Raw genomic sequence first — 19,684 nt, 5'->3', positions numbered from 1 at the left:
CGCCGTCTGTTTCATGTATCTCATTGGTTTATAAAGATTCGAGACCTGTCCCTGACCCGTCGATGTCGGCTCTCGAACGACAGCCCGCCTGTGTCGGGTCGCGAATCCCACAACACATCTCAACAACAGGAGTCTTTGATGGATCTCAGTGAATTGGAGCTCGGTCATTTAGGTCCCGGCGATTTGGTCTACGCCGCCTCGGACATCTACAACGACGGCGGCATCCCGGATCTCGCCGAAGATGCCTTGATCGCAGCCGCCGGGACCCGCGGCGTCATCCTCAACATCGGACACCTCGAAGAGGACCCCGAACGGGAGCTGTACCTGGTGCGGTTCGAAGGGGATGGCGCCGAGCTCGGGCCGCCTGCGGGGTGTTGGCCAGAGGAGCTCAGCACCCTGTTGCATCGCGCACCTGGAGAGGGCGTTTAGGCCGCACGCCCCGCGTCACCGCCGCTGCGCGCCATGGAGAGCGACGCGAAGGCGCGTAGTCCCGGGTAGGCGTGGGCGCGAGCGTGTTGCCGCAGTGGCGAAGGGGCAGGAGTCCCTAAGCCGCGCAGGCAACATGCAGAGCGCATCCCACACCGTCAAGCCATTTGGGGTCGCGGTCGTGCCCGGCGGACCAACGGGGATCGGGCGCGACCGCGACCGCAGGGCGAACCCAGGCCAAAGGCCGTCGCCAAGGACCGAGTCCTCGCGGCAGCAGGATGCCCCCGCGAGGTATCACGAGGGACACGCGACTCTCCGAGGGGCCGATTGAAGGCTGCACCGGTTTCGCCCGATGAACGCCCCGACCACCGCCGAGCTGGGCGAACTGACGCAGACCACCGCCGAACGGGTCGGGCGCTTTCTGCAACGCGAGGGGCTGCTGGAGCGGGACACGTAGAATCGCTGTCTGATCGGAGATGGCCCGGAGGCCGGGCCGATGGACCGACTGATCGGTAACTCGATCACCTATCGAATTGCCGTCGGCCCACGGGCGGGCCGCAAGGTATTCACGCTGCGTACAATTTCCCGGCTCGGGAGGCTGGGATCCAGGTCGCCACTCCCTTGAAAGCGGCGTTGACAGTCGCCAAACAAACGATGCGCGGCCCGGCGTTTCGGGAATCAACTTGTTTATGTTTCCTGTACTGGCGGCGGTTCTTCTGCGCGACCGGAGGCGGCGGATCGATTAACAACCACACCGATAGGAGATTCCCAACTCATGAGCGACTACGAACGTGTCAAGAACGAGGCTTCATGTGATCCAACTCGTGGGACCAGTCGCCGCTCGCTACTGATCGGTGCCGGCGCCGCAGGCCTCGCTCTCGCCTCTGGCGTCGGCATCGCAGGCGATACGCCCGGCCACCGCCATGAAGATCATGCCCCGAAGAGCCCCGACGTACTCCGAGCAGTCAACGAGTGCGTCGTCGCGGCCCAACAATGCTCGGCGCATTGCCTGGTCGCGTTTCAGGAGGGCGACACGACGCTCGCCGATTGCGCGAAGAAAGTCAACGAGATGCTGCCCATTTGCAAGGCCTTCTCGTACCAGCTCGCGGCAAACTCACCCTATGTGAAGGCGCTGTCAGCGGTTTGTATGCAGGCCTGCGAAGACTGCGAGAAGGAATGCCGGGTGCACGAGGACAAGCACATCGAGTGCAAGGACTGCGCAGAAGCCTGCGCGCGAGTCATCTCTGCGATCAAGACTCTGAGCGCCTGAAGCAGAACGTACTAATCGCGGCGCACAGGGAGATTGTGCCGCCAACGCATCGTGGCGAAGGTGCGATGAGCACTCGGTGCGTCGCGTCTTTGGCGCCGCCAAGCTGCAACGCAACGTGACGTATCTTCATAGGGGCATTAAGAAGACAGCACACACCCTCGTGTGCACGCCAAACGCGTACGAAGTATCGAGATAGCGCGTGCATCGCGCCACCCCAACTGGTGGGAGCCAGTTCGAGTGCTGTGATCTCGCGTCGCGGTCGCATTTTTAAGGGCCGCGGGCAGCTGCGCGAGCCCGAGCCTGATGGCTTTCTCCCGAAGGCCGAGGTGGATCTCGTCGCTCCGGTCATGAGTGACGCTCCTCGGCGGATCCATTCGAAATGGCGCGCCGATCGGCCTTCGCCTCCGGTCCCTAGGCCGACTTTCTCTTTGCAGTTATCGAGGCCGCTGAAAATGGCCGATGTGCTCCCGCCGCAACCCGTTTCTTCATTTCACTGACGCGGGTTCGCGTATCGCCGGGACGAGTTTGCCGTTCATCAGGACCGCGGCATAGCGCCGCTCCGGGCGGCCATCGACTAATTTGTGCAGCTGAACGAGATAGTACCAATGACGGTCGACCTCATGATGTGGGATGCCCTTTAACTTGATTTCATGAATGTCGAAACCCGCAAGGTCGGCGTTGTCCTTGATCCATGTATTCAGCTCTTGGATCACCGCGGCAAGGGTGAGCGGCGGTCCCCCCTCGATAGGACTCCAGGCCGGGTCGGTTTCGATGTCGTCATCGGAGAGAAAGACGACGATTCGCTTGTCGTCCATGCGCTCGAAGATCTCCACAGGCCACTGGGCCGCATCGGCGATCCGAACCGCCGCCAGCAAGATGAAGGTCGTTAACCAAATTCTGCGCATCAGTCCCTCCCGAAAAACGAATGGTGATGGCTCGACCGGTCGCCTAAGCATTTTCACGAGCGACACGCGACTCTCCGCCTTAAATGGTAGCCCCTTTTCCTCTCTCTTTTTCCGCAGGAAATAAATCTGCCCCGTTATTTGTTGCGAACGGGTGCGGTATCTGGTGCGGTTCAAAAGGGAGGGCGCCGAGCTCGGGCCGCCCGCCGGCTTCTTGGTTCGGCACTGCCGGTAGATCCTTTCCCGGAAATCACCTGACGACTCGTCGACGCGGCGCCGACACCGCGATAGGAGGCGATATGACCCCGGAGATTCGATCCGCGTGATCGGGCGAACGGGCGAAGATCGATCGTGCTGTGCTCATGCTCGACGGGACCGAGAACAAAGGCCCAGCTCGGCGCACACGCGATCCTCCGTCTCGTCTCAGCCTGCCGCGCATTGCAGGCGCCGGCGAGATCGAAAATCGCCGGGATCAGGATCAGGTCAGACCCGTCACGCGTTTGTCCACGAGATAGATCTGACCGTCGATCTCCATGGAGCGCAAGGGCTCGAGTCGCTCGCCCGAGCACAACACACTCAAGGATTCGCCTGTGGTTGGGTCGTAAACGATACCGTGCATGGAGCAGCGCAGGTGCGCGTGCGCTGCATCGAAGACCGCGTCGTGCATGCAGTCCAGACGTCGCACCATGTGCACGCATTGATTCAAGTAGGCGTAGACCTTGCCGCCATGACGCAACACGATGGCGCTCTGCGGCTCGTGCTTAAACAGCACGGGGATGATGCGATGCTGACGGTCCGTCAAGTCGGCGCTGGCGCAGACGAGTAGCTTGCGTTTGTCGAGTGCCGAAGCGGGCTGGGTTTGTGTCGTGCTCATCCGTCAGGAGCCCGAGCTCGCGTTCGGATAGGCGGCCGGTGCGCTGTCCGTGGTCACGGCAGGCACCGCAAACCGAGCATGGAAGTTTTCGCAGCCATCGCCTTAAGCAGTGAGGACGACCGCTCTCGCATTGAGTGGCGGGCTGCGTTTGTCTGTGTTCTCGGCTTGGGTCTGTGGGTCGGTGCCATGCAATCGATCTATGGTCCTGGCGTACTTCTTTACGTGAAGGCAAATAATAGGCCAATCATCCCGGCTGACGTTTCAACAAACTACGAGAGAAAATGCCCGCTGCGACGGCGGGGTGTCGCATTCGCGACAACAACAGGCCCAATATCCAACATCGATCGAGCGTCGGGGCCTTTTCGTCGATGCAGTGGAGTGGGCTCGAGCCTCGCCGATGTCTACTCCGGCTGATCCTGACCGATGAGCCCTCTCGTCAATCGAACGACGAGATCAGGATGGTCGGTGAAGACACCGTCGACACCCTGATCCACGAGGAAGAACCGCAGGAGTGCGTCGAAATCGGCGAAGCCCTCGGGGAGCGCGTCGCGGCGAAGAGTGTAGGGATGGACCAGGAGTCCGGCGGCATGGGCGTCGGCGACCAATCGAGTGATCCGGTGGGCGCCGGCTTCGTCTAAGCCCTGATGGATCTGGCCGATCCAGGGGCCGATCCCGCGGGCGTACTCGGCCACGGCTGCCAGGCCCTCGGGGGTGCGCATCCGGTCGAAGTCGACCGGTAGATCCGGGGACCAGGCGTTCTCGCCGATCAGCTGAATCAAGGGGATCCGCGTGCGGATCTCGTCCCTTAAACGCTTGAGCGTGTCGGGTTCGAAGCACTGGATATAGACGCGGTCCTCCGGGCCGCGATAGCCGGCTCGATCCAGCTCGCGCATCAAGACCGGTATGGGATCCTGGCCCTCGGCGATATGCCACGCGGGGTGTTTCAACTCCACATAGATCCCCGCGGCCCGTCCGGTCGAGCGGTTCAGGCCGCGAATCAAGTTGAGCTCTTCCTCGAGCGTGTGGATCCGGAACAGATCGGAATCGGGCGGAAACCGCTCGGGAAAGACCGGTTGGCCGGTGGCCGGGTCCAGGCGCTCGTGCAGACGCAGACCGCGGATCTCGGCCAGGCTGAAATCGATCGCGTACCAGCGCCCGTCGGCACGCGCGCGGTCGGGATAGCGCCGAGCGACATTGGTGATGTCCTCCAGATAGAGGTCGTGAAGGACGATCGCCTGGGCGTCGCGGGTGAGAACGACATCCTGTTCCAGAAAGTCGGCACCCATCGCATGAGCCATCGCCTTTGCCTCCAAGGTGTGCTCGGGCAGGTATGCGGAGGCGCCGCGGTGGGCGATGATGATCGGGGCTGAGGCCGTGTCCGGAGCGGCATCGGGTGTGGCGGCTGTCATCGGTGTCATGGCGGTGGCCAACGGCAAGAGTAAAAGGACGCGGAGAATGACGAGTCGGCGCTGCATCGGGCAGATCTCCGTCGGCGGTGCGTGTCGGGACGCGACTGGGCGGCTTGACCGTCGCGGAAGGTCCCGGCTAACCTCGTTCCGGTTCAACGGCGCCCCTGGGGGGTCCGTCAAGAGGCTTGCGCTATGAGTGACTGTTGCGGCAACGAGTGTTCCATCGACGCACTTCGCGAACGGCAGCGCGGAACGCTGAACATCGTGCTCGGCATCAATGCCGTCATGTTCCTGGTCATCGCGGCGGGCGCGTTTTACGGCAACTCGACGGCGCTGCTGGCCGATAGCCTCGATAATCTCGGAGACGCGTTGACGTATGGTCTGAGCCTGTACGCCGTTTCCAGAGGCGCGGCCGTCAAGGCGAAGGTTGCCCTCTTCAAAGGTGCTCTGATTTTCCTGGCCGCGTGCGTCGTCGCGGCTCAGATCGCTTACAAACTGGTGGTGCCCAGCGTTCCTCTCTTCGAGGTCATGGGCGTCTTCAGTCTTCTCGGTCTGTTCGCGAACTCGCTGTGTCTCTACCTGCTTTGGCGACATCGTCACGAAGATGTGAATATGAGTTCCGTGTGGGAGTGCTCGCGAAACGACATCGCATCGAATCTCTCCGTGTTTGTCGCCGCGGGCGTGGTTTGGCTCACGGGTTCGGGCTGGGCCGATATCCTGGTCGCCCTCGGTCTCGTGTGGCTCTTGATGCGTTCCGCGCTTCGAGTCATCTCTTCCGCCACGGAAGAGCTGCGTGCGGCGGCCTAGGGCGATCTCCGAGACAAGGACAGGACGACCGCAATCGTCGTCGCAACTTGTTCCGAGCGCACGTGCGCCCGGCAGTTCAGGCGACTTGCCCACCGATCCATCCATCCCGGCCATGATCTATTCGGCGTTTGCGACAAAGCTCAGGACGTTGCCGTTGATGCAGTAGCGCTTGCCCGTGGGCGGTGGGCCGTCGTCGAAGACGTGGCCCAGGTGGATGCCCGAGCTTGCACTGCGCACTTCGACCCGGCGCATGCCGTGCGTCTTGTCCTCATGGAGCGTAATCGCGCCCTCGACCGGGCTGAAGAAGCTCGGCCACCCGCTGCCGCTCTCGAACTTCGTGTCGCTGCGGAAGAGGGGTGCGCCGGTGATGGGGTCGACGAACACGCCCGGGCGCTTCTCGTCGAGATGGGAGCCCGTGAACGCCGGCTCGGTGCCTTGCTCGAAGGCGATGCGCTGTTGCTCCGGCGTCAGTACTTGGAAGCCCAGCCATGTCCAGAAGCGGTCCTGATCACCCTGGTAGCCGGTGTATCGCGAGACCTCCTTTCCCTTCTCGAACAGGACGATGGTCGGCGTGGCGAACAGGGTCTTCTCCAGCGTCCAGCCCTCGGGCGGCTTAGGGGCGAGTGTCGCTGCGATGGGAACCTCGGCCTGCCAGCCGTCCAGCACCTCGGCGCGGAAGCGCTCGCAGAAGGGACAGTCCTGCGCCTCGAACAGGATCAACTGCCGATCGAATTGGAGCTGATCCGCGGCCAAGGGGACAGGCATCGCCTTGGCGGGTTCTCCGGGAAAGGCCACGCCCGTGCCGCCGAGTCCGCAATAGCCGTTTGGATTCTTCTTGAGATAGTCCTGGTGATACTCCTCGCCGCGATTATAGTGGCGCAGCGGCGCGATCTTCGTGGTGATGGGGCCGTAGCCGGCCTCGGTCAGCGCCTGCTGGTAGCTTGCGCGGGTATTCTGCGCCACCGCCTCCTGGGCCTCACTGACCGTGAAGATGGCGCTGCGATAGTTGCTGCCCACGTCATTGCCCTGACGATCGCCCTGTGTGGGGTCGTGGCTTTCCCAGAATGTCTTCAGGACGGTCTCCAGGCTCACCCGGTCGGGATCGAAGCTCACCTTGACGACCTCCGCATGATTGCGCGGAACGTTTTTGCCGCGCAGGCTTGTCTTCTCCGTCCTGAGCACATCCTCGTAGCCTACGGTTTCGGCATCGCCGCCTGCATAGCCTGCCTCGACGTCGACGACGCCGGGAATCTCTGACATGCGCTTCTCCGCGCCCCAGAAGCAACCCATGCCGAGCACAATCGACTCCGTGCCCGCCAGCGCGGTCAACGGCAGGGTGATCAGGATAACGGACAGCAGGATTCGTTTGGCTGATCTCATGTTCTTACTCTCGGTGGATTGTCGGGTTTGGTGTTTAAGCCGCGTCTACGGTCTCACCGTTCGTGGATGGAGTACCGGCGCGGCATCGGACGCGGGCCGTAGATTCGGTGCGGCCGGGGCCTAAAATGCAGAGGGTTCGGGCTCGGGGCCAGTCTCGATCGGTATCGTCTTACGTGGGGTCAGCGAAGTGGCGGACCCTTTTCTTGCCTGTTCGCGGTGGGTCGTCTTCGCGGTGGGTCGTCAGAGTGGAGTTTCCCCACCCGACCGCGGCTCAGGGGTAACCCAGGGGGCGGGCCGGCCAAAGTGATAACCCTGGGCGTAGTCCACGCCGAGCATGCGCAGGCGCGTGACGACCGCCTCGCTATGGGCGTATTCCGCGACGGTGGAGATGCCCAGGGTGTGGCCCATGCGGTTGATGGCCTCCACCAGGGTCCGGTCGCTGGCGTTCTCCGCGATGTTGCGGACGAAGCCGCCGTCGATCTTCAGGTAGTCCACCGGCAGCAGCCGCAGATAGTGAAAGGACGACAGTCCACTGCCGAAATCGTCCAGTGCCAGGTGACAGCCGCGTGCTTTCAGCGCGGTCATCAGATCGAGCGCGTGGTCCAAATTCTGGATGCCGGCGGTCTCGGTGATCTCGAAGCAGATGCGCTCGGGGGCCATGCCGGATGCATCGATTTGCCCCTCGATGTAGGCCAGCAGGGTTTCGTCACTCAGGGAGCTACCGGAGAGATTGATCGCGATGCGCGCCCCCGGGGACTCCGATCCCGACCCATGGTCGTGCAGGGCGCGGGCAATGACCCAGCGGTCGATCTCGTCCATCAGCCCGAAGCGCTCCGCGGCGCCGATGAACCCGGGTGGGAGTGCGGGCTCGCCCTCTCCGTTCTCGGGCACGACGCGCAACAGCGCCTCGTAGCGCACCGGCGGCGTGTCGGGCGAACCGAGGCTTACAATAGGCTGGTAGTAGAGCCTTAAGCGGTCCTGCTCGAGGGCATCGCGCACCCCGGCGGCGTTCAGCATGTCGTTGTGGTGGGAGGCGGTCTGACCGTTCTCGCTGCAATACAGGTGGTAGCGATTGCGACCCGTCTGCTTGGCGATGTAGCAGGCGATGTCGGCCTCCGAGAGGATGGTGGCGGTGTCGGCGGTCTTCGGTCGGATCTCGGCGACGCCCATACTCAGGCCCGTTCGGTAGCTGCGCCCGCCCCAGTTGAAGTGAAGCCCCCGCACGCGCTCGACGATCCGTCGGGCGATCGGCTCGGCGAGTGTCAGGGGGCAGTCGAAGAGCAGGAGCCCAAGCTCGTCCCCGCCGATTCGGGCCAAGCTGTCGCGCTCGCGAATCATGCTCGAGAGCAACCGGGCGATCTCCTTGAGCAGCTCGTCCCCGGCCGCGTGCCCGGCGGTGTCGTTGATCACCTTGAACTGATCCAGGTCCATGTAGCAGAAGGAGTGATGCAGGCTGCCGGCCCTTGACTCGGCCAACGCCGCCTGCAGGCGGCGCTCCAGCTCCGCCCGGTTGAGCAGGCCGGTCAGGGGATCGTGACTGGCATCGTGAGCCAGCCGGTCGGTAAGGTGCCGCCGCTCGGTGATGTCTTGGATGGTCCCGATCAGGCCGACCGGTGCCCCGTCGCCGTCCAGCTCGAGCTCCCCGCGCCCGAGAACCCAGCGTTCTGCCCCGTCGATGGCTCGCAGAATGCGGTACTCGCGGGAGAAGGGCTCGTGCGCCGTCAGGACGGTCTCGCGCAAATAGCACGCCATCTCCCCGCGCTGCTCGGGGTGGATGAGCGCGAGCCAACCCGCCACGTCTCTCGGGTAGTCATCACCGATCCCGAAGATCCGATCGAGCTGCGAGGAGCTCACCCAACGATCGGCACGGGGATCGAAGCGGTAGGATCCCAGGCCCGCCATCTCTTGGGATTTGCGCAGAAAATACTCGCTCTCGCGCAGGGCCTGCTCGATGCGCCGGCGTTCGGTCACGTCGACGCCGATGGACTGGAACTCGCACGGGCGACCCGCGTCATCGAACAGGGCGAAGTCGTGCCACAGATGCCAGCGCGGCTCGCCGTCGACGCCGCGGGTCTCATGCTCGTACTGGTACTCGGGGCTTTCCGGGACCATGTTCGCCAGCTGCTTCAGCACCCCGGCGCGATCCTCGACGGCGAGGAAATCGATGAAGCGCCGGCCGATCAGCTCTTCGGGGCGGGCCCCGAAAAATCGGGCGTAGGCCAGGTTCACGTAGGTGAGGGTCGTATCGGGCAGGAACCCGCAGATCAGGTCCGGCTGATTCTCCACCAAGCGCCGGTACCAGGTCTCGGGGAGGTTGGGTGGAGGGCAGGCCGGGGGAACGCCATCGAGGTTCGAGCCGGCCTGATGATTCGCCCCCGAGTCCGCGACCGATCGTGACGAGGCGGTGGGAGATGTCTCGAGTGCAGGCCCTGCTTCCCGGGGAATGAAGTCCGCGGGGATCGAGGAGGGCTCGTCGGGTGCTTGGATCTTGGCTTCGCGCGTGCTCGGGTCCCCCGCGTCTTGCGAGCGTTGTTCCTGCGACGGCCGCGTCTGCGCGGTCAACGCCTTCTCGACGCCGTTGGGCATGGTCCCTGCTTCCTCGACCCTGATGAAAAAGCCGACATTCCCGCAGTCTATTCCCGGGCGACTGGATCACCTGACGTACTCGCGCCGGTCATGCGTCGGACTAGCCTCGACGGTGCGCCGGCCCGCTGGAGCAGACCGGCCGAGGCCCGGTGCATGGGCGCGTGATGAATCAGGAGATTTAACGGGCCTTTGCGGCGCCTTACGGCGGCCCAAGGCAACCTCAGGGCAGGCTAGACAGCTACTCAGTCCCTGTCAAGGCGACACTCGGACCGCGTCGGCACCGTCGCTGGCGAAGCGCACCTGGACATCACGAGGCTTTGCGAAGTGGGGAGCAGAGGTGACCAGCAGTCTCGCCCCGGCGCGGACATAGTCCTCGGCGCTGCCGGCATGAACGCCGCCGGCAGCGGCGACCAAGGCCGTCGAGCCCGCGGCGGCCAGTGCAGCGACGACCGCGGCAACGCCGTCGGGCGTGAACTTCTCCAGTTGCAGGACATCGCAATCGGCCCAGGCGAGGGCCTCCGCGTGCGTGCTCACCTCGACCACGACGCGCTTCTCCGGACACGCTCGACGCAGCCGTGCAATCGTTTCCGTCGGGCCTTCCCGATCGAGAAACAACCGATGCTCGGCAAACACCAGAAGCGTCTCCGACAGGCCGAGACGATGCATCACCGCCCCGCCGGCGCGGAACGCCTTGGTCGTCAGACGGCGCGTGCCGGGGGTGTTCTTGCGCGTTCCGGCCACCACGGCGTGCGGGTCCGCGCGTCGCGCGCTCGCCAGGTCTCGGCTGTACTAGTCGTGACTCCGGAGGACCACTCCATCAGGGTCTGGGCGGTCTTCCAGGCGCGGTGGAGGGCTGCGGCAGTGCCGGTTGCCTCCAGCAAGAGCGTCCCGGTTTCCGCCGGCGTGCCGGACGGGGTACGGACATAGGCATCCGCCCCGCAGAGGGTGAGGAGGCGTGCGGCCTCCTCGCTGCAGCAGACCGTCATCGGGTCACGCGCGAAGAACCGGATCGTCCCCGGTCGGGCCTCGATTCCGAGCGACTCGGTGGTGAGATCGCCGAAGCTCACATCCTCATTGAGTAGTTGTTGAAGGGCGTGATCGTCGAGCGCGGAAGATAAGGTGGACGTCATCGGGTGACTCTTGGTGGATATTGTCGGGTGGGAGGGGCCGGCGCAAAACGCGTGCCCCGACTCAGGCTGAGGTCCGGCTCATTTTGCAACCAGGCGCACCTCGATCTCGCTCAGCCATTTGACGTTGCGCGGTCCGGTTAAGGTGTCCCGAGTCGAGATCAAGGCGATCCGCCCCTCCTCGTTTCCAAGGGGCAGGCCGTTTTTTCGGAAGTAAACAATGATGCCGTCGCCGGCCGACGAGTTGAAGATTTCGGCCCAGGAGAAAACCACTTGGTAGTCATCGGTGGCCTTGGCGATGACGGCCATTCGGCGGAATTCACGCGGACTGGCGGCCGCCAAGCCGGCCCGTTCAAGAACGTCTTTGAGCAGGACGCCGCGCAGATTTTCCTTGTTGCCCCTGTTCGCGCCACTCTGGCAGATGATCTCCACCTCACCCACCTGTTGCGGGGGAAAACCCTCCAGGTCGGCCAGAGACAAAACCACCGGTGTCTGCACTGAACCACTCAGGGTCAGACTCTCGGAGGCAACAGGGCTTGTTTCGACATGGGTGTCGTGCGCCGCAGACGCGGCTGCAACGCCGATCAAGAGTGCGGTGACGAATGGCGTCAGGAATTTCGGCATCGGTTCTCTCGTGCAAGATCCGGAATCGGGGACACAGCGTCCGAATCCCGAAGGCACCATCCCGGTTCGGATGCGATGAGGTATTGCTCAATCACCCAAGAGCGCCACGGCCTTGATCTGCGCCCACATCGGCTTGCCGCGGGCGACGCCGAGATGGTCCAGCGAGCGGCGGGTAATGCGCGCGATCAGGGGCGTGCCGCCGGCATCCAGGCGCACCAGACAATGGGCGGGGGTGTCGGCGTCGGCGATCTCGACGACGGTGGCGGGCAGCAGGTTGGCGATGCTGGTGCCGGTGGCACGCTCCAGGGTCAGACTGACATCGCGGGCATGGATGCGTACGCGCAGGCGGTGACCGACCGGCTCCTTGCGTTGAGCGACGACGACGTTGCCGCCGGGGAAATCCAGACGCGACAGGTGATAGTTGTTGTCGTGTGCGGCGACAACGGCATCGATGACGACGCCGGCGTCCTCGGAGAAGGCCAGCAGCAGGTCCAGCCGCGCCAGGGTGTCCTTGAGCGGGCCGCTCGCGAGCACGCGCCCTGCGTCCATCACCACCAGATGATCGGCCAGGCGTGCGACCTCGTCCGGTGCATGGCTGACATAGAGCACCGGGATCGCCAGCTCGTCGTGCAGTCGCTCGAGGTAGGGCAGGATCTCCTGCTTGCGCGCAATGTCGAGGGCGGCCAGCGGCTCGTCCATGAGGAGCACCTGCGGGCTGGACGCGAGGGCGCGGGCGATGGCGACGCGCTGGCGCTCGCCGCCGGAGAGGCTGGCCGGCCGGCGCTCGAGAAGATGACCGATCCCCAACAGCTCGATCGCTTGCTCGAGACTGACCCGATCCGAGCGTGCCACCCGCGAGCGGGCCCGCTTCTGGCCGTAACGCAGGTTTCCCATCACCTTGAGATGGGTGAAGAGGCTGGCCTCCTGGAAGACATAGCCCAGCGCGCGTTGATGGGTCGGGACCCAGATGTTCGCGTCCTGCCAGACCTCGCCCCGGAAGACGAGGCGACCCTCGGGCGCCCGGACCAGGCCGGCGATACAGCGCAGCAGCGTGGTCTTGCCCGAGCCCGAGTGACCGAAGAGGCCAGTAACTCCGCGACCGGGGAGCTCCAAGTCCACGGCAAGGTTGAAGCCGGGCCAGTCGAGGTTGAAGCGTGCATTGATCGGTTCCATGGCGCGCTCACGTGTTCTTCTGGCTCGGGCGCCAGAGATAGAGCGCGAGCAGGACCAAGAAGGAGAAGACCAGCATCACGGCGGCCAGTCGGTGGGCGTCGCCGTATTCCATCGCCTCGACATGGTCGTAGATCTGCACCGAGGCGACCCGGGTCACACCGGGGATATTGCCGCCGATCATCAGCACGACACCGAACTCGCCGACGGTGTGGGCGAAGGTCAGGATGCCGGCGGTTACGAACCCGGGCGCCGCCAGCGGGAGGGCCACGGTGAAGAAGGTATCCAGCGGCGAGGCCCGCAAGGTGGCCGCGACCTCCAAAGGACGATCGCCGATCGCCTCGAAGGCGTTCTGCACCGGCTGCACCATAAAGGGCAGGGAGTACAAGACCGAGGCGACGACTAGACCCCAAAAGGTAAAGGGCAGCAGTCCGATTCCCAACGCCTGGGTGAGCTGTCCCACCGGCCCGTTCGGCCCCATGGCCACGAGCAGATAGAACCCGAGCACCGAGGGCGGCAGCACCAAGGGCAGCGCGACCACTGCACCGACCGGGCCCTTCCAGCGCGAGCGGGTCCGGCTCAGCCACCAGGCAACGGGGGTGCCGACAACAAAGAGAATCAGAGTGGTCACACCCGCGAGCCGCACGGTGAGCCAGATCGCCTGCAGGTCGGTTTCATTCAAGAACATCGCGCGATCCCTTCATGGAGCGATTCGGAAACGTGTGGTACACAGCCGCGCTACCCTCGGGCAACCCGGCGCAAACCCGATCTTAGGGGCGGGCAGGTTGTGATTGAACCGCGTCTCGGCAAAGGCGATCGCCTCCAACGCCCGCGAGCACAACAGGCCCCGCGGCAGCAGCATGCGGTGCTCGATCACCCGGGCAGGTCATGCCGCCCGAGGTGTCGCTCGGGGATCCGGCTGCGCACCCCCGAGCGGCACCTGTGCTCAGATCTCGTAGCCGAAGGACCTGATGATGGCGTGCGCCTCTTCACCCTGGAGGTACTCCATCAGGGCCGCAACCGCGGGCTTGTCTTGTCCCGGAGAGAGGACGACCGCGTCCTGGCGGATCGGCTCGTGCAGCGTGCCCGGAATCATCCAGGCGGAGCCGCTGGTGATGTTGCCATTCTCCATGACCTGCGACAGAGCGACGAACCCCAAATCCGCGTTGCCGCTGCTGACAAACTGGAAGGTTTGGGCGATGTTTTCGCCGGTCACGAACTTCGGCCGGAGCTGCTCGAGCAACCCGAGTCCGGTCAGCACCTCAATGGCCGCGGCGCCGTAGGGCGCGGTCTTGGGGTTCGCGACGGCCACCTTGTTGAAATCGTCCGATTTCAACACGGCGCCGTCGCTGTCGACGAAGTCGGGCTTCGACGACCAAAGCACCAGCGAGCCGACGGCATAGGTGAATTGGGTCCCGGCGACCGCGTCCCCCTCGTCGACCAGCTTGGTCGGCGTCGAGTCGTCGGCGGCCAGGAATGCCTCGAAGGGTGCACCGTTCTTGATCTGCGCGTAGAACTTGCCTGTCGAGCCATAGGCGGCCTTCACGACATGGCCGGTCTCCTTCTCGAAGGCAGCCGCGATCTCTTTCATCGGTGCGGTGAAGTTCGCGGCCACCGCGACCTGGATGTCGTCGGCGAGCGCGGGAGCGCAGGCTCCCGCCAGCATCAAGATGGCGAGCATGGATCTTGTGGTCTTCATCGAGTGTCTCCGGGGTGTGGGATGTGTGTGCGACCCGCTGCGTTATATCCGCGTCGATATAGCGCGGCGCGCGTTTGAAGAGCGCTTCGGCGAGTGCTTAGTCTTTGATCGCCAGGATGACGTGAGGCGCCTTGATCAGTGCACAGGCACGCCCCCCCTCGGTGATTCCGAGATCCTTGGTGCTCTCCATGGTGATGATGGCGGTGAGGCGGGCGCCGCCGTCGAGGGCCAGTACCACCTCGGTATTGACGGCCCCGTCGGTCACGCGCTCGACCGTCCCGCAAAGCCGATTCCGCGCCGAGGTCTTGAGCCCGCCGTCCTCGGTCGTCAGAATGACGAACGACGCCTTGATCAAGGCATAGGCCTCGACGCCCGGCGCGAGTCCGAGCGACTGGACGCTCTCGTTGGTGACGATGGCGACCAGCGGCGTGCCGCCGACATCGAGTGTGACCTCGGCGTTGACCGCGCCCGGTTTGACGGACGCGACGACCCCGCGCAGGTTGTTTCTGGCACTGACCTTCATATTCAAAGCTCCGATCAAGGTGTGAAAGCGATCGAAATCGCGGATGCCTTCGCGCAGTCGCGCGAGGAATTTTCTGTGCTCCCGCTCGGCCGCCTCGTAGACGGCGATCAAACGTCGGCCCTCGTCCGTGAGCGCCGTGCCCCCGCCATGGCGCCCGCCGGTGCGTCGCTGCACCAGCGGTTGCGGAGACAGGTTGTTCATCGTATCCACGGCGTCCCAGGCGTGTTTGTAGGACATGCCCATCGCCTTGGCGGCTTGCGAGATCGACCCGGTTGCACCGATTCGGCGCAGCAGCTCGATGCGTCCGCGACCGACGAATCCCTGATCGTTGCGGTCCAGCCAGAGCGAGGCGGCGGTGTCGATACGGTCGTCGGGCCTGTCTGTCATCGTGTCCGTGGAAGCGTCCGGCGGTTTCGCTATATTCACAAAAATATAACGTTTCCGAAAGAAAAGCACGAAACATGCCTGAATGTCGCAACAAGGGCATGCACGGTCGCGCGCGTCTTCACCACGTCTCCGAGCATGGCTCGGCGTCGGATCGATTTTACCGCGGCATCCGATCGTCGATGCTCAGCACGCAGGTTGCTGCGTCCTCCTCGCCGAGCGGCTCGACACGGCGGTACACCAGCCAGCGTCCGTCGTGCAGACGCCAGGCACTGAGGGACTCGCTGTAGGCGACCGCGAGATAGTATTCCTCGTCGTCGTCCGAGCGGACATCGAGCCGTCGGTAGTCATAGGCTTGGAAGCAGGGAACGTCGTCCCCGTCATGGCCGACGACCCTGCGAGCGGGGATCTCGTGATCTCGATACACCTGGAACGAGCGGGGCGGCACGACACGGTCGAGCCAAACCGGGCCCAAATCTTCGCGCCAGGACGGCCGACAATCGGGCGCCAACCCGGGCTCCCCCGGGGCGGGCCGACGTCCGTAGATGCACTGCGCATTAGTCATGGTGCTGGCTCCTGCCATTCAGTGGATCGCCATTCGAAACCGGTCCTTGCCGCGGTGCTCGCGCCCGCGCTCTGTTGGGGTTGCGACAATCGGCCCGTCTTGCGCGTGAACCCTACAACGGGAGCGGTATTGCACCGGGGCGACTCCCACGCGAGGCGGGGAGATTCGCGGCTTGTGCATGCGATACCGGATCGCGTCCCGCCCGCGGTCCGCCGGGCTTGCTCGATCAGCCCAAGATCCGTTCGTAGCTGCGTCGCAGCAGATCGAGCTCGACCGGCGGAAGGCCGCGTGCTTGGGTCAGGTCGATGAAGCTGCTGCCGTGTGCCTGCGCCGTCTCGAACGGGGGATCGATGCTCGTGAATCGGGCGAGAAAGACCTGCGTTCGCTCGTCCCCGGCGGCCACCTCGCAACGAAACCCCGGTTCCATCTCCAGGCTGCCGCTCGGAAGACCGAGGCGGACCTCGGCGTCGCGCAGGACCCGTGCGGGGTGGGTCACGACCTTCGGCGAGATCGTGCCGTTCTCCTCGACGACGGCCTCGTCCGGCAGGGCGTCGAAACCGCAGACGCCGCCGTAGGGCAGTCTCAGAAACCGGGTTCGGGCGCTGGTGGACTGCTTGTGATACATGATCAGACGCGGAGCCATCACGGATCCCCTTTCGTGTTGAGCCCGGCGAGCTGCCGGTGTTGAGTCGTGCAAGAGGTCACGCTGCCCTAGCAAACGCCGCGCCGTATCGGCTCGATGCCCGTGCTCCTCTGAGTCAAACCCTTTCCGTCGGTTCGGTAGACAGATGCGGCCGCCAGGCAGCCGCTCGATGCAGCGACAGCGCTGCTTGGGACGTCCGACGTGTTCGGATTTCCGCTGCCGTTCGGCGCATCCTGGTTGATGCGGGAGCCCTTCCGGCCCGGCCCGGTTTATCGCACTGCTCGGGAAGGTCAAGCGCACCCCCTTCGCCGTTCACAATTGGCCGGACCTACCGTCTACACCTGAGTGCGTCGACGTCGACCAGGCGAGAGAGCCGCCAGCCGTCTTGGCGGAGCATTGACCGACCCTCCCGCCCTCGCTAACCTCGCGTTTCAAGCCCCGGTGCGGCTCGCACGGGCGCTTGGGGTCTATATATTCCAGCCGGTTGCGCGAATGATGAGGGCTATGTGATTTCGTTTTTTGAATTCATCCTCAATGAATTTTAACCCTTGCTGTCGACCTTGTATGCCGGCACGTGATTGAATAGACCCTCCTCAAGACTGGATTAGGATCGCATCATGCAAATTTCGGTCAATGGAAAGCTTTACACGGTCGACGCGGAACAGGACACGCCGCTTCTTTGGGTACTTCGAGATCATCTGGGATTGACGGGTACGAAATACGGCTGTGGTATAGGCGCTTGTGGCTCGTGCACGATTCTCCTTAACGGGGAGGCGGTACGGTCGTGCTTGACAGCATTCGGGCGGGCGGAAGGCGAGGAAATAACTACCATTGAAAGTATCTCGAACGACAACAAGCATCCTGTGCAGCAGATATGGGAAGAGCTTCAAGTTCCCCAATGCGGTTACTGTCAGTCCGGGCAGATCATGAGCGCGATTGCACTGCTCCGCGAAACTGACGAACCTTCGGATGAGGATATTGATCAGGCGATGTCAGGGGTCCTATGCCGCTGTGGAACATATCCCAGAATCCGTCAGGCCATCAAAGTCGTAGCAAGTAGACTCGCTTCGCGGGGAGAGGGCAAATGAAGGCATTCCGTCCCGACAGAAGAAGGTTTCTCAAACTCGGTACAGCGATGGCGGGATCGAGCTTGGTGCTTGGGATGAGCTGGAGCTGCACCGCCGATGACCAGGATGACAATCGTAGTCAATCCAGCGGCTTTTCTCCAAATGCCTGGCTCAGGCTTGAATCAGATGGTGTGATTACGGTTATCGTCGCCGAGAGCGAGATGGGGCAGGGTCCCTATACTCTCATGCCAATGATGGTGGCCGAAGAGCTCGAGGTCGATTGGAGTCTTGTCGGTGTTGAGCATGCCTCGCTGGATCCGGTGTACGGTTTCCAGATGACCGGAGGCAGCAGCAGTATTCGCAAAGGATGGATGACACTCAGGCAAGCAGGTGCCATTGCTCGGGAAGTGTTGATCAATACGGCAGCTGAAGAATGGGCGGTTCCTTCCGGTGAATGTCGGGCGGTACTGGGTACGGTTATTCATATCCCTTCCGGACGCGAGAAACCCTACCGAGAGCTTATCGCGGCTGCGGTGAAACAATCTATCCCTGATAGGGTCTTCCTCAAAGAACAGGATGAGTTTACGATCATTGGTCAGCCTGTTCCCAGAACCGATGTCCCTGAAAAGATCAACGGCAAAGCGCGTTTCGGCATGGACATCAAGCTTCCGAATATGCTGTACGCGACCATCACCCATTGTCCGGTTTTTGGCGGCAAACCCAGACATGTGGACGAAACAGGGGCAAAAAATATCTCGGGTGTTGAAGATGTTCTGCAGATCCATGAAGGCGTCGTGGTGGTCGCTTCGGACACCTGGACGGCATTCAAAGCCAAGGATGCGTTGCTCGACTTTGGCCAATCTAGGCGGTCGCCGCGAGCTGTTCCAGCAGGCGATCGAGTCGCTTGGACGAAATTAGGACCATCTCCCCCTCGGACCGTGAGTAGGCGTAATTCTCCTCGGCCCAGATGGTGCGCCGCACCAGGGCCAGGCAATCGGAGAAGGTGGCGTGGGACTTCAGATACCAGGCCGTGGAGCGCGGCAGGGCGTCCCAGCGCTCGCGCCACCGGTAGACCATGAGACAGACGAGCGAGAACAGCGCCATCAGCATCGGCGTGGTGCGTGCGATCGCCAGGTCGTTCCACTGGCGCTGGGTCTCGACGCCGAGGTGGCGACGGACTTCCTCGAAGGTGACCTCGAGCGACCAGCGCTGGACGAACAGCTCCACGACGCGGGCCGGCGCCATGTTCAGGTCGGTGGTGAAGAAGGCTTGCGTCGGCAGCCGGCCCTCGGGATCGACCACGAGCACCCAGCGAATCGGCAACGGCGGCCATCCCGCGGTGTGCCACAGACACACCTCGCTGAGCAGGCGCAGCGTTTTGGGCTGTCCGTACCATTGAATCGCGACCTCCTCGCCTCGGGTGTGCGCCGCTTCCTCGCGTGTGGCGAGCTTGGCCAGTACGCCGCCTTTCTTCGGCTTGGGGCCGCGCCGCCCGGCGGGCACCGGCTCGGGAAAGGCGAACAGGCGTGCATCCAGGCGCAGGCGCGTGATCAGGGTCGCTTGCGCAGCCAGCACTTCCCACCCCAGCTGGATGCAGGAGTAGCTGCCGTCGCCGAGCAGGATCCAGCGGCGTTGCTGCAGCCAGCGCGAGACCAGCCAGACCATCCCGATGGTGAGCTCCACGACCGTGCGATGGTGCCGCGCGGCCGCCTCGTCGGCCCGTTTCGACGGCGCCAAGCGGGTGAGAAAGGGCAGCGCCCAAGGCCGCGTGCTCCACGGCACGGGCACCAACAACGCCATGCAGATCCACTCCAGCCCCAAACAGGTCACCACCTTGCCGCGCGAGGAGCGCACCGCATCGCGATACATCCCCTTCGCTCGAATGCGCGCGCCCTTGCGCCGTTCCAGCGTCTCGTCGACCGCCACCACGATCGGCACCTGCGCCGGCAACATCCCGAGCAACAACCCCAGCAGAATCCGCGCCCCTTGGCGCGACGACCAACGCGCCCGATTCAGCACCCGGTGGTAACGCTCGAAGCGCCGCTCCGCGCTCAGCCCCATCGCCCGCAGTGCCGCCGTCACCGTGCGTGGTCCTTGCGCCAGCAGCGTTCCCGTGAGCAAGACGTGCAGATGCGCCAGGGTCGGCGCGGTGAACAGGCAGGCAAAGGGCTGCAGAACAGATACAATCGAGGCTGGCAGAGGGAACATCCGCGGGCAGGTCCGAGGTT

The 19,684-nt window shown here is 63.8% G+C and carries 19 protein-coding genes and 1 pseudogene; 5 read left to right on the top strand and 15 right to left on the bottom strand.

Annotated elements, in window-relative coordinates:
- Positions 1-138 precede the first annotated feature (138 nt).
- Both LT988_RS05015 and LT988_RS05005 read left to right on the top strand, forming a co-directional pair.
- Positions 139-429, top strand: a complete 291-nt coding sequence (locus LT988_RS05015) for a nitrogen fixation protein NifZ (protein ID WP_232409129.1) — start codon at positions 139-141, stop codon at positions 427-429.
- A gap of 772 nt (positions 430-1,201) precedes the next feature.
- On the top strand, positions 1,202-1,696 hold the full coding sequence (locus LT988_RS05005) for a four-helix bundle copper-binding protein (protein WP_232409128.1): 495 nt from the start codon (positions 1,202-1,204) through the stop codon (positions 1,694-1,696).
- Between the two features lie 485 nt (positions 1,697-2,181).
- On the opposite strand, the gene LT988_RS05000 is transcribed toward LT988_RS05005, so the two are convergent.
- From LT988_RS05000 to glpQ, 3 genes are all read right to left on the bottom strand, one after another.
- Complete coding sequence (locus tag LT988_RS05000) at positions 2,182-2,775, bottom strand: hypothetical protein (protein WP_232409127.1); 594 nt, start codon at positions 2,773-2,775, stop codon at positions 2,182-2,184.
- A gap of 301 nt (positions 2,776-3,076) precedes the next feature.
- The gene (locus LT988_RS04995) at positions 3,077-3,472 is read right to left on the bottom strand and encodes a Rieske (2Fe-2S) protein (RefSeq protein WP_232409126.1); all 396 of its coding nucleotides are present in this window, start codon (positions 3,470-3,472) and stop codon (positions 3,077-3,079) included.
- A gap of 401 nt (positions 3,473-3,873) precedes the next feature.
- Positions 3,874-4,947 carry a glycerophosphodiester phosphodiesterase gene (gene glpQ, locus LT988_RS04990; protein WP_232409125.1) on the bottom strand — a complete coding sequence of 358 codons (1,074 nt, stop codon included), beginning with the start codon at positions 4,945-4,947 and terminating at the stop codon, positions 3,874-3,876.
- 126 nt (positions 4,948-5,073) lie between these two features.
- On the opposite strand from glpQ, the gene LT988_RS04985 reads away from it, so the two are divergent.
- Complete coding sequence (locus LT988_RS04985) at positions 5,074-5,688, top strand: cation transporter (RefSeq protein ID WP_232409124.1); 615 nt, start codon at positions 5,074-5,076, stop codon at positions 5,686-5,688.
- A 117-nt stretch (positions 5,689-5,805) separates the two neighbouring features.
- Here LT988_RS04985 and msrA read toward each other — a convergent pair whose 3' ends face one another.
- The 11 genes from msrA to LT988_RS04935 all read right to left on the bottom strand — a co-directional run bounded on the left by msrA (position 5,806) and on the right by LT988_RS04935 (position 16,389).
- On the bottom strand, positions 5,806-7,068 hold the full coding sequence (msrA, locus tag LT988_RS04980) for a peptide-methionine (S)-S-oxide reductase MsrA (RefSeq protein WP_232409123.1): 1,263 nt from the start codon (positions 7,066-7,068) through the stop codon (positions 5,806-5,808).
- Between the two features lie 240 nt (positions 7,069-7,308).
- Positions 7,309-9,654: an EAL domain-containing protein gene (locus LT988_RS04975; RefSeq protein ID WP_232409122.1), complete on the bottom strand. Its 2,346-nt coding sequence runs from the start codon at positions 9,652-9,654 to the stop codon at positions 7,309-7,311.
- Positions 9,655-9,906: 252 nt separating this feature from the next.
- On the bottom strand, positions 9,907-10,398 hold the full coding sequence (locus LT988_RS25375; protein ID WP_332460543.1) for a beta/alpha barrel domain-containing protein: 492 nt from the start codon (positions 10,396-10,398) through the stop codon (positions 9,907-9,909).
- Positions 10,353-10,784 carry a beta/alpha barrel domain-containing protein gene (locus LT988_RS25370; protein ID WP_332460542.1) on the bottom strand — a complete coding sequence of 144 codons (432 nt, stop codon included), beginning with the start codon at positions 10,782-10,784 and terminating at the stop codon, positions 10,353-10,355. The genes LT988_RS25375 and LT988_RS25370 overlap by 46 nt, the downstream gene beginning before the upstream one ends.
- 78 nt (positions 10,785-10,862) lie before the next feature.
- Positions 10,863-11,405 carry a molybdopterin-dependent oxidoreductase gene (locus LT988_RS04965; protein ID WP_232409121.1) on the bottom strand — a complete coding sequence of 181 codons (543 nt, stop codon included), beginning with the start codon at positions 11,403-11,405 and terminating at the stop codon, positions 10,863-10,865.
- Positions 11,406-11,492: 87 nt separating this feature from the next.
- Positions 11,493-12,578: a molybdenum ABC transporter ATP-binding protein gene (gene modC, locus LT988_RS04960; protein WP_232409120.1), complete on the bottom strand. Its 1,086-nt coding sequence runs from the start codon at positions 12,576-12,578 to the stop codon at positions 11,493-11,495.
- A gap of 7 nt (positions 12,579-12,585) precedes the next feature.
- Positions 12,586-13,263 carry a molybdate ABC transporter permease subunit gene (gene modB, locus LT988_RS04955; RefSeq protein ID WP_232409119.1) on the bottom strand — a complete coding sequence of 226 codons (678 nt, stop codon included), beginning with the start codon at positions 13,261-13,263 and terminating at the stop codon, positions 12,586-12,588.
- Between the two features lie 258 nt (positions 13,264-13,521).
- Positions 13,522-14,274 (bottom strand): molybdate ABC transporter substrate-binding protein, encoded by a 753-nt coding sequence (modA, locus tag LT988_RS04950; protein WP_232409118.1) that lies wholly within the window; start codon positions 14,272-14,274, stop codon positions 13,522-13,524.
- Positions 14,275-14,371: 97 nt separating this feature from the next.
- Entirely contained in the window at positions 14,372-15,184 is an 813-nt protein-coding gene (locus LT988_RS04945) for a TOBE domain-containing protein (protein ID WP_232409117.1), read from the bottom strand.
- Between the two features lie 157 nt (positions 15,185-15,341).
- On the bottom strand, positions 15,342-15,746 hold the full coding sequence (locus LT988_RS04940; protein WP_232409116.1) for a hypothetical protein: 405 nt from the start codon (positions 15,744-15,746) through the stop codon (positions 15,342-15,344).
- A gap of 226 nt (positions 15,747-15,972) precedes the next feature.
- A complete protein-coding gene (locus LT988_RS04935; protein WP_232409115.1) occupies positions 15,973-16,389 on the bottom strand; it encodes a hypothetical protein in 417 nt (138 codons plus the stop codon).
- A gap of 617 nt (positions 16,390-17,006) precedes the next feature.
- Between LT988_RS04935 and LT988_RS04930 the strand changes: the two genes are divergently transcribed.
- Positions 17,007-17,477, top strand: coding sequence for a (2Fe-2S)-binding protein (locus tag LT988_RS04930; RefSeq protein WP_456300846.1), 471 nt, complete (start codon positions 17,007-17,009; stop codon positions 17,475-17,477).
- Positions 17,474-17,983, top strand: a pseudogene (locus tag LT988_RS25495) (molybdopterin cofactor-binding domain-containing protein); the annotation flags it as partial. The gene LT988_RS04930 and the pseudogene LT988_RS25495, both read left to right, overlap by 4 nt.
- A gap of 334 nt (positions 17,984-18,317) precedes the next feature.
- Here the strand turns inward: LT988_RS25495 and LT988_RS04920 are convergent.
- Positions 18,318-19,664 carry an IS701 family transposase gene (locus LT988_RS04920; RefSeq protein WP_232406313.1) on the bottom strand — a complete coding sequence of 449 codons (1,347 nt, stop codon included), beginning with the start codon at positions 19,662-19,664 and terminating at the stop codon, positions 18,318-18,320.
- Between the last annotated feature and the right edge of the window lie 20 nt (positions 19,665-19,684).

Origin of the sequence: Thiocapsa bogorovii (genome assembly GCF_021228795.1) — a bacterium.
Classification (GTDB): domain Bacteria; phylum Pseudomonadota; class Gammaproteobacteria; order Chromatiales; family Chromatiaceae; genus Thiocapsa; species Thiocapsa bogorovii.
Note: the sequence above shows the minus strand (reverse complement) of the source record. Positions and strands in the feature narration are given on the sequence as shown.

Coding starts and splice junctions, on each gene's coding strand:
- LT988_RS05015 (WP_232409129.1), top strand. CDS start 139: ATGGATCTCAGTGAATTGGAGCTCGGTCATTTAGGTCCCGGCGATTTG.
- LT988_RS04975 (WP_232409122.1), bottom strand. CDS start 9,654: ATGCCCAACGGCGTCGAGAAGGCGTTGACCGCGCAGACGCGGCCGTCG.
- LT988_RS05005 (WP_232409128.1), top strand. CDS start 1,202: ATGAGCGACTACGAACGTGTCAAGAACGAGGCTTCATGTGATCCAACT.
- LT988_RS04995 (WP_232409126.1), bottom strand. CDS start 3,472: ATGAGCACGACACAAACCCAGCCCGCTTCGGCACTCGACAAACGCAAG.
- LT988_RS25370 (WP_332460542.1), bottom strand. CDS start 10,784: ATGACGTCCACCTTATCTTCCGCGCTCGACGATCACGCCCTTCAACAA.
- modB (WP_232409119.1), bottom strand. CDS start 13,263: ATGTTCTTGAATGAAACCGACCTGCAGGCGATCTGGCTCACCGTGCGG.
- LT988_RS04945 (WP_232409117.1), bottom strand. CDS start 15,184: ATGACAGACAGGCCCGACGACCGTATCGACACCGCCGCCTCGCTCTGG.
- LT988_RS04965 (WP_232409121.1), bottom strand. CDS start 11,405: ATGCCGAAATTCCTGACGCCATTCGTCACCGCACTCTTGATCGGCGTT.
- msrA (WP_232409123.1), bottom strand. CDS start 7,068: ATGAGATCAGCCAAACGAATCCTGCTGTCCGTTATCCTGATCACCCTG.
- LT988_RS04935 (WP_232409115.1), bottom strand. CDS start 16,389: ATGGCTCCGCGTCTGATCATGTATCACAAGCAGTCCACCAGCGCCCGA.
- modA (WP_232409118.1), bottom strand. CDS start 14,274: ATGAAGACCACAAGATCCATGCTCGCCATCTTGATGCTGGCGGGAGCC.
- glpQ (WP_232409125.1), bottom strand. CDS start 4,947: ATGCAGCGCCGACTCGTCATTCTCCGCGTCCTTTTACTCTTGCCGTTG.
- LT988_RS04940 (WP_232409116.1), bottom strand. CDS start 15,746: ATGACTAATGCGCAGTGCATCTACGGACGTCGGCCCGCCCCGGGGGAG.
- LT988_RS04920 (WP_232406313.1), bottom strand. CDS start 19,664: ATGTTCCCTCTGCCAGCCTCGATTGTATCTGTTCTGCAGCCCTTTGCC.
- LT988_RS04930 (WP_456300846.1), top strand. CDS start 17,007: ATGCAAATTTCGGTCAATGGAAAGCTTTACACGGTCGACGCGGAACAG.
- modC (WP_232409120.1), bottom strand. CDS start 12,578: ATGGAACCGATCAATGCACGCTTCAACCTCGACTGGCCCGGCTTCAAC.
- LT988_RS04985 (WP_232409124.1), top strand. CDS start 5,074: ATGAGTGACTGTTGCGGCAACGAGTGTTCCATCGACGCACTTCGCGAA.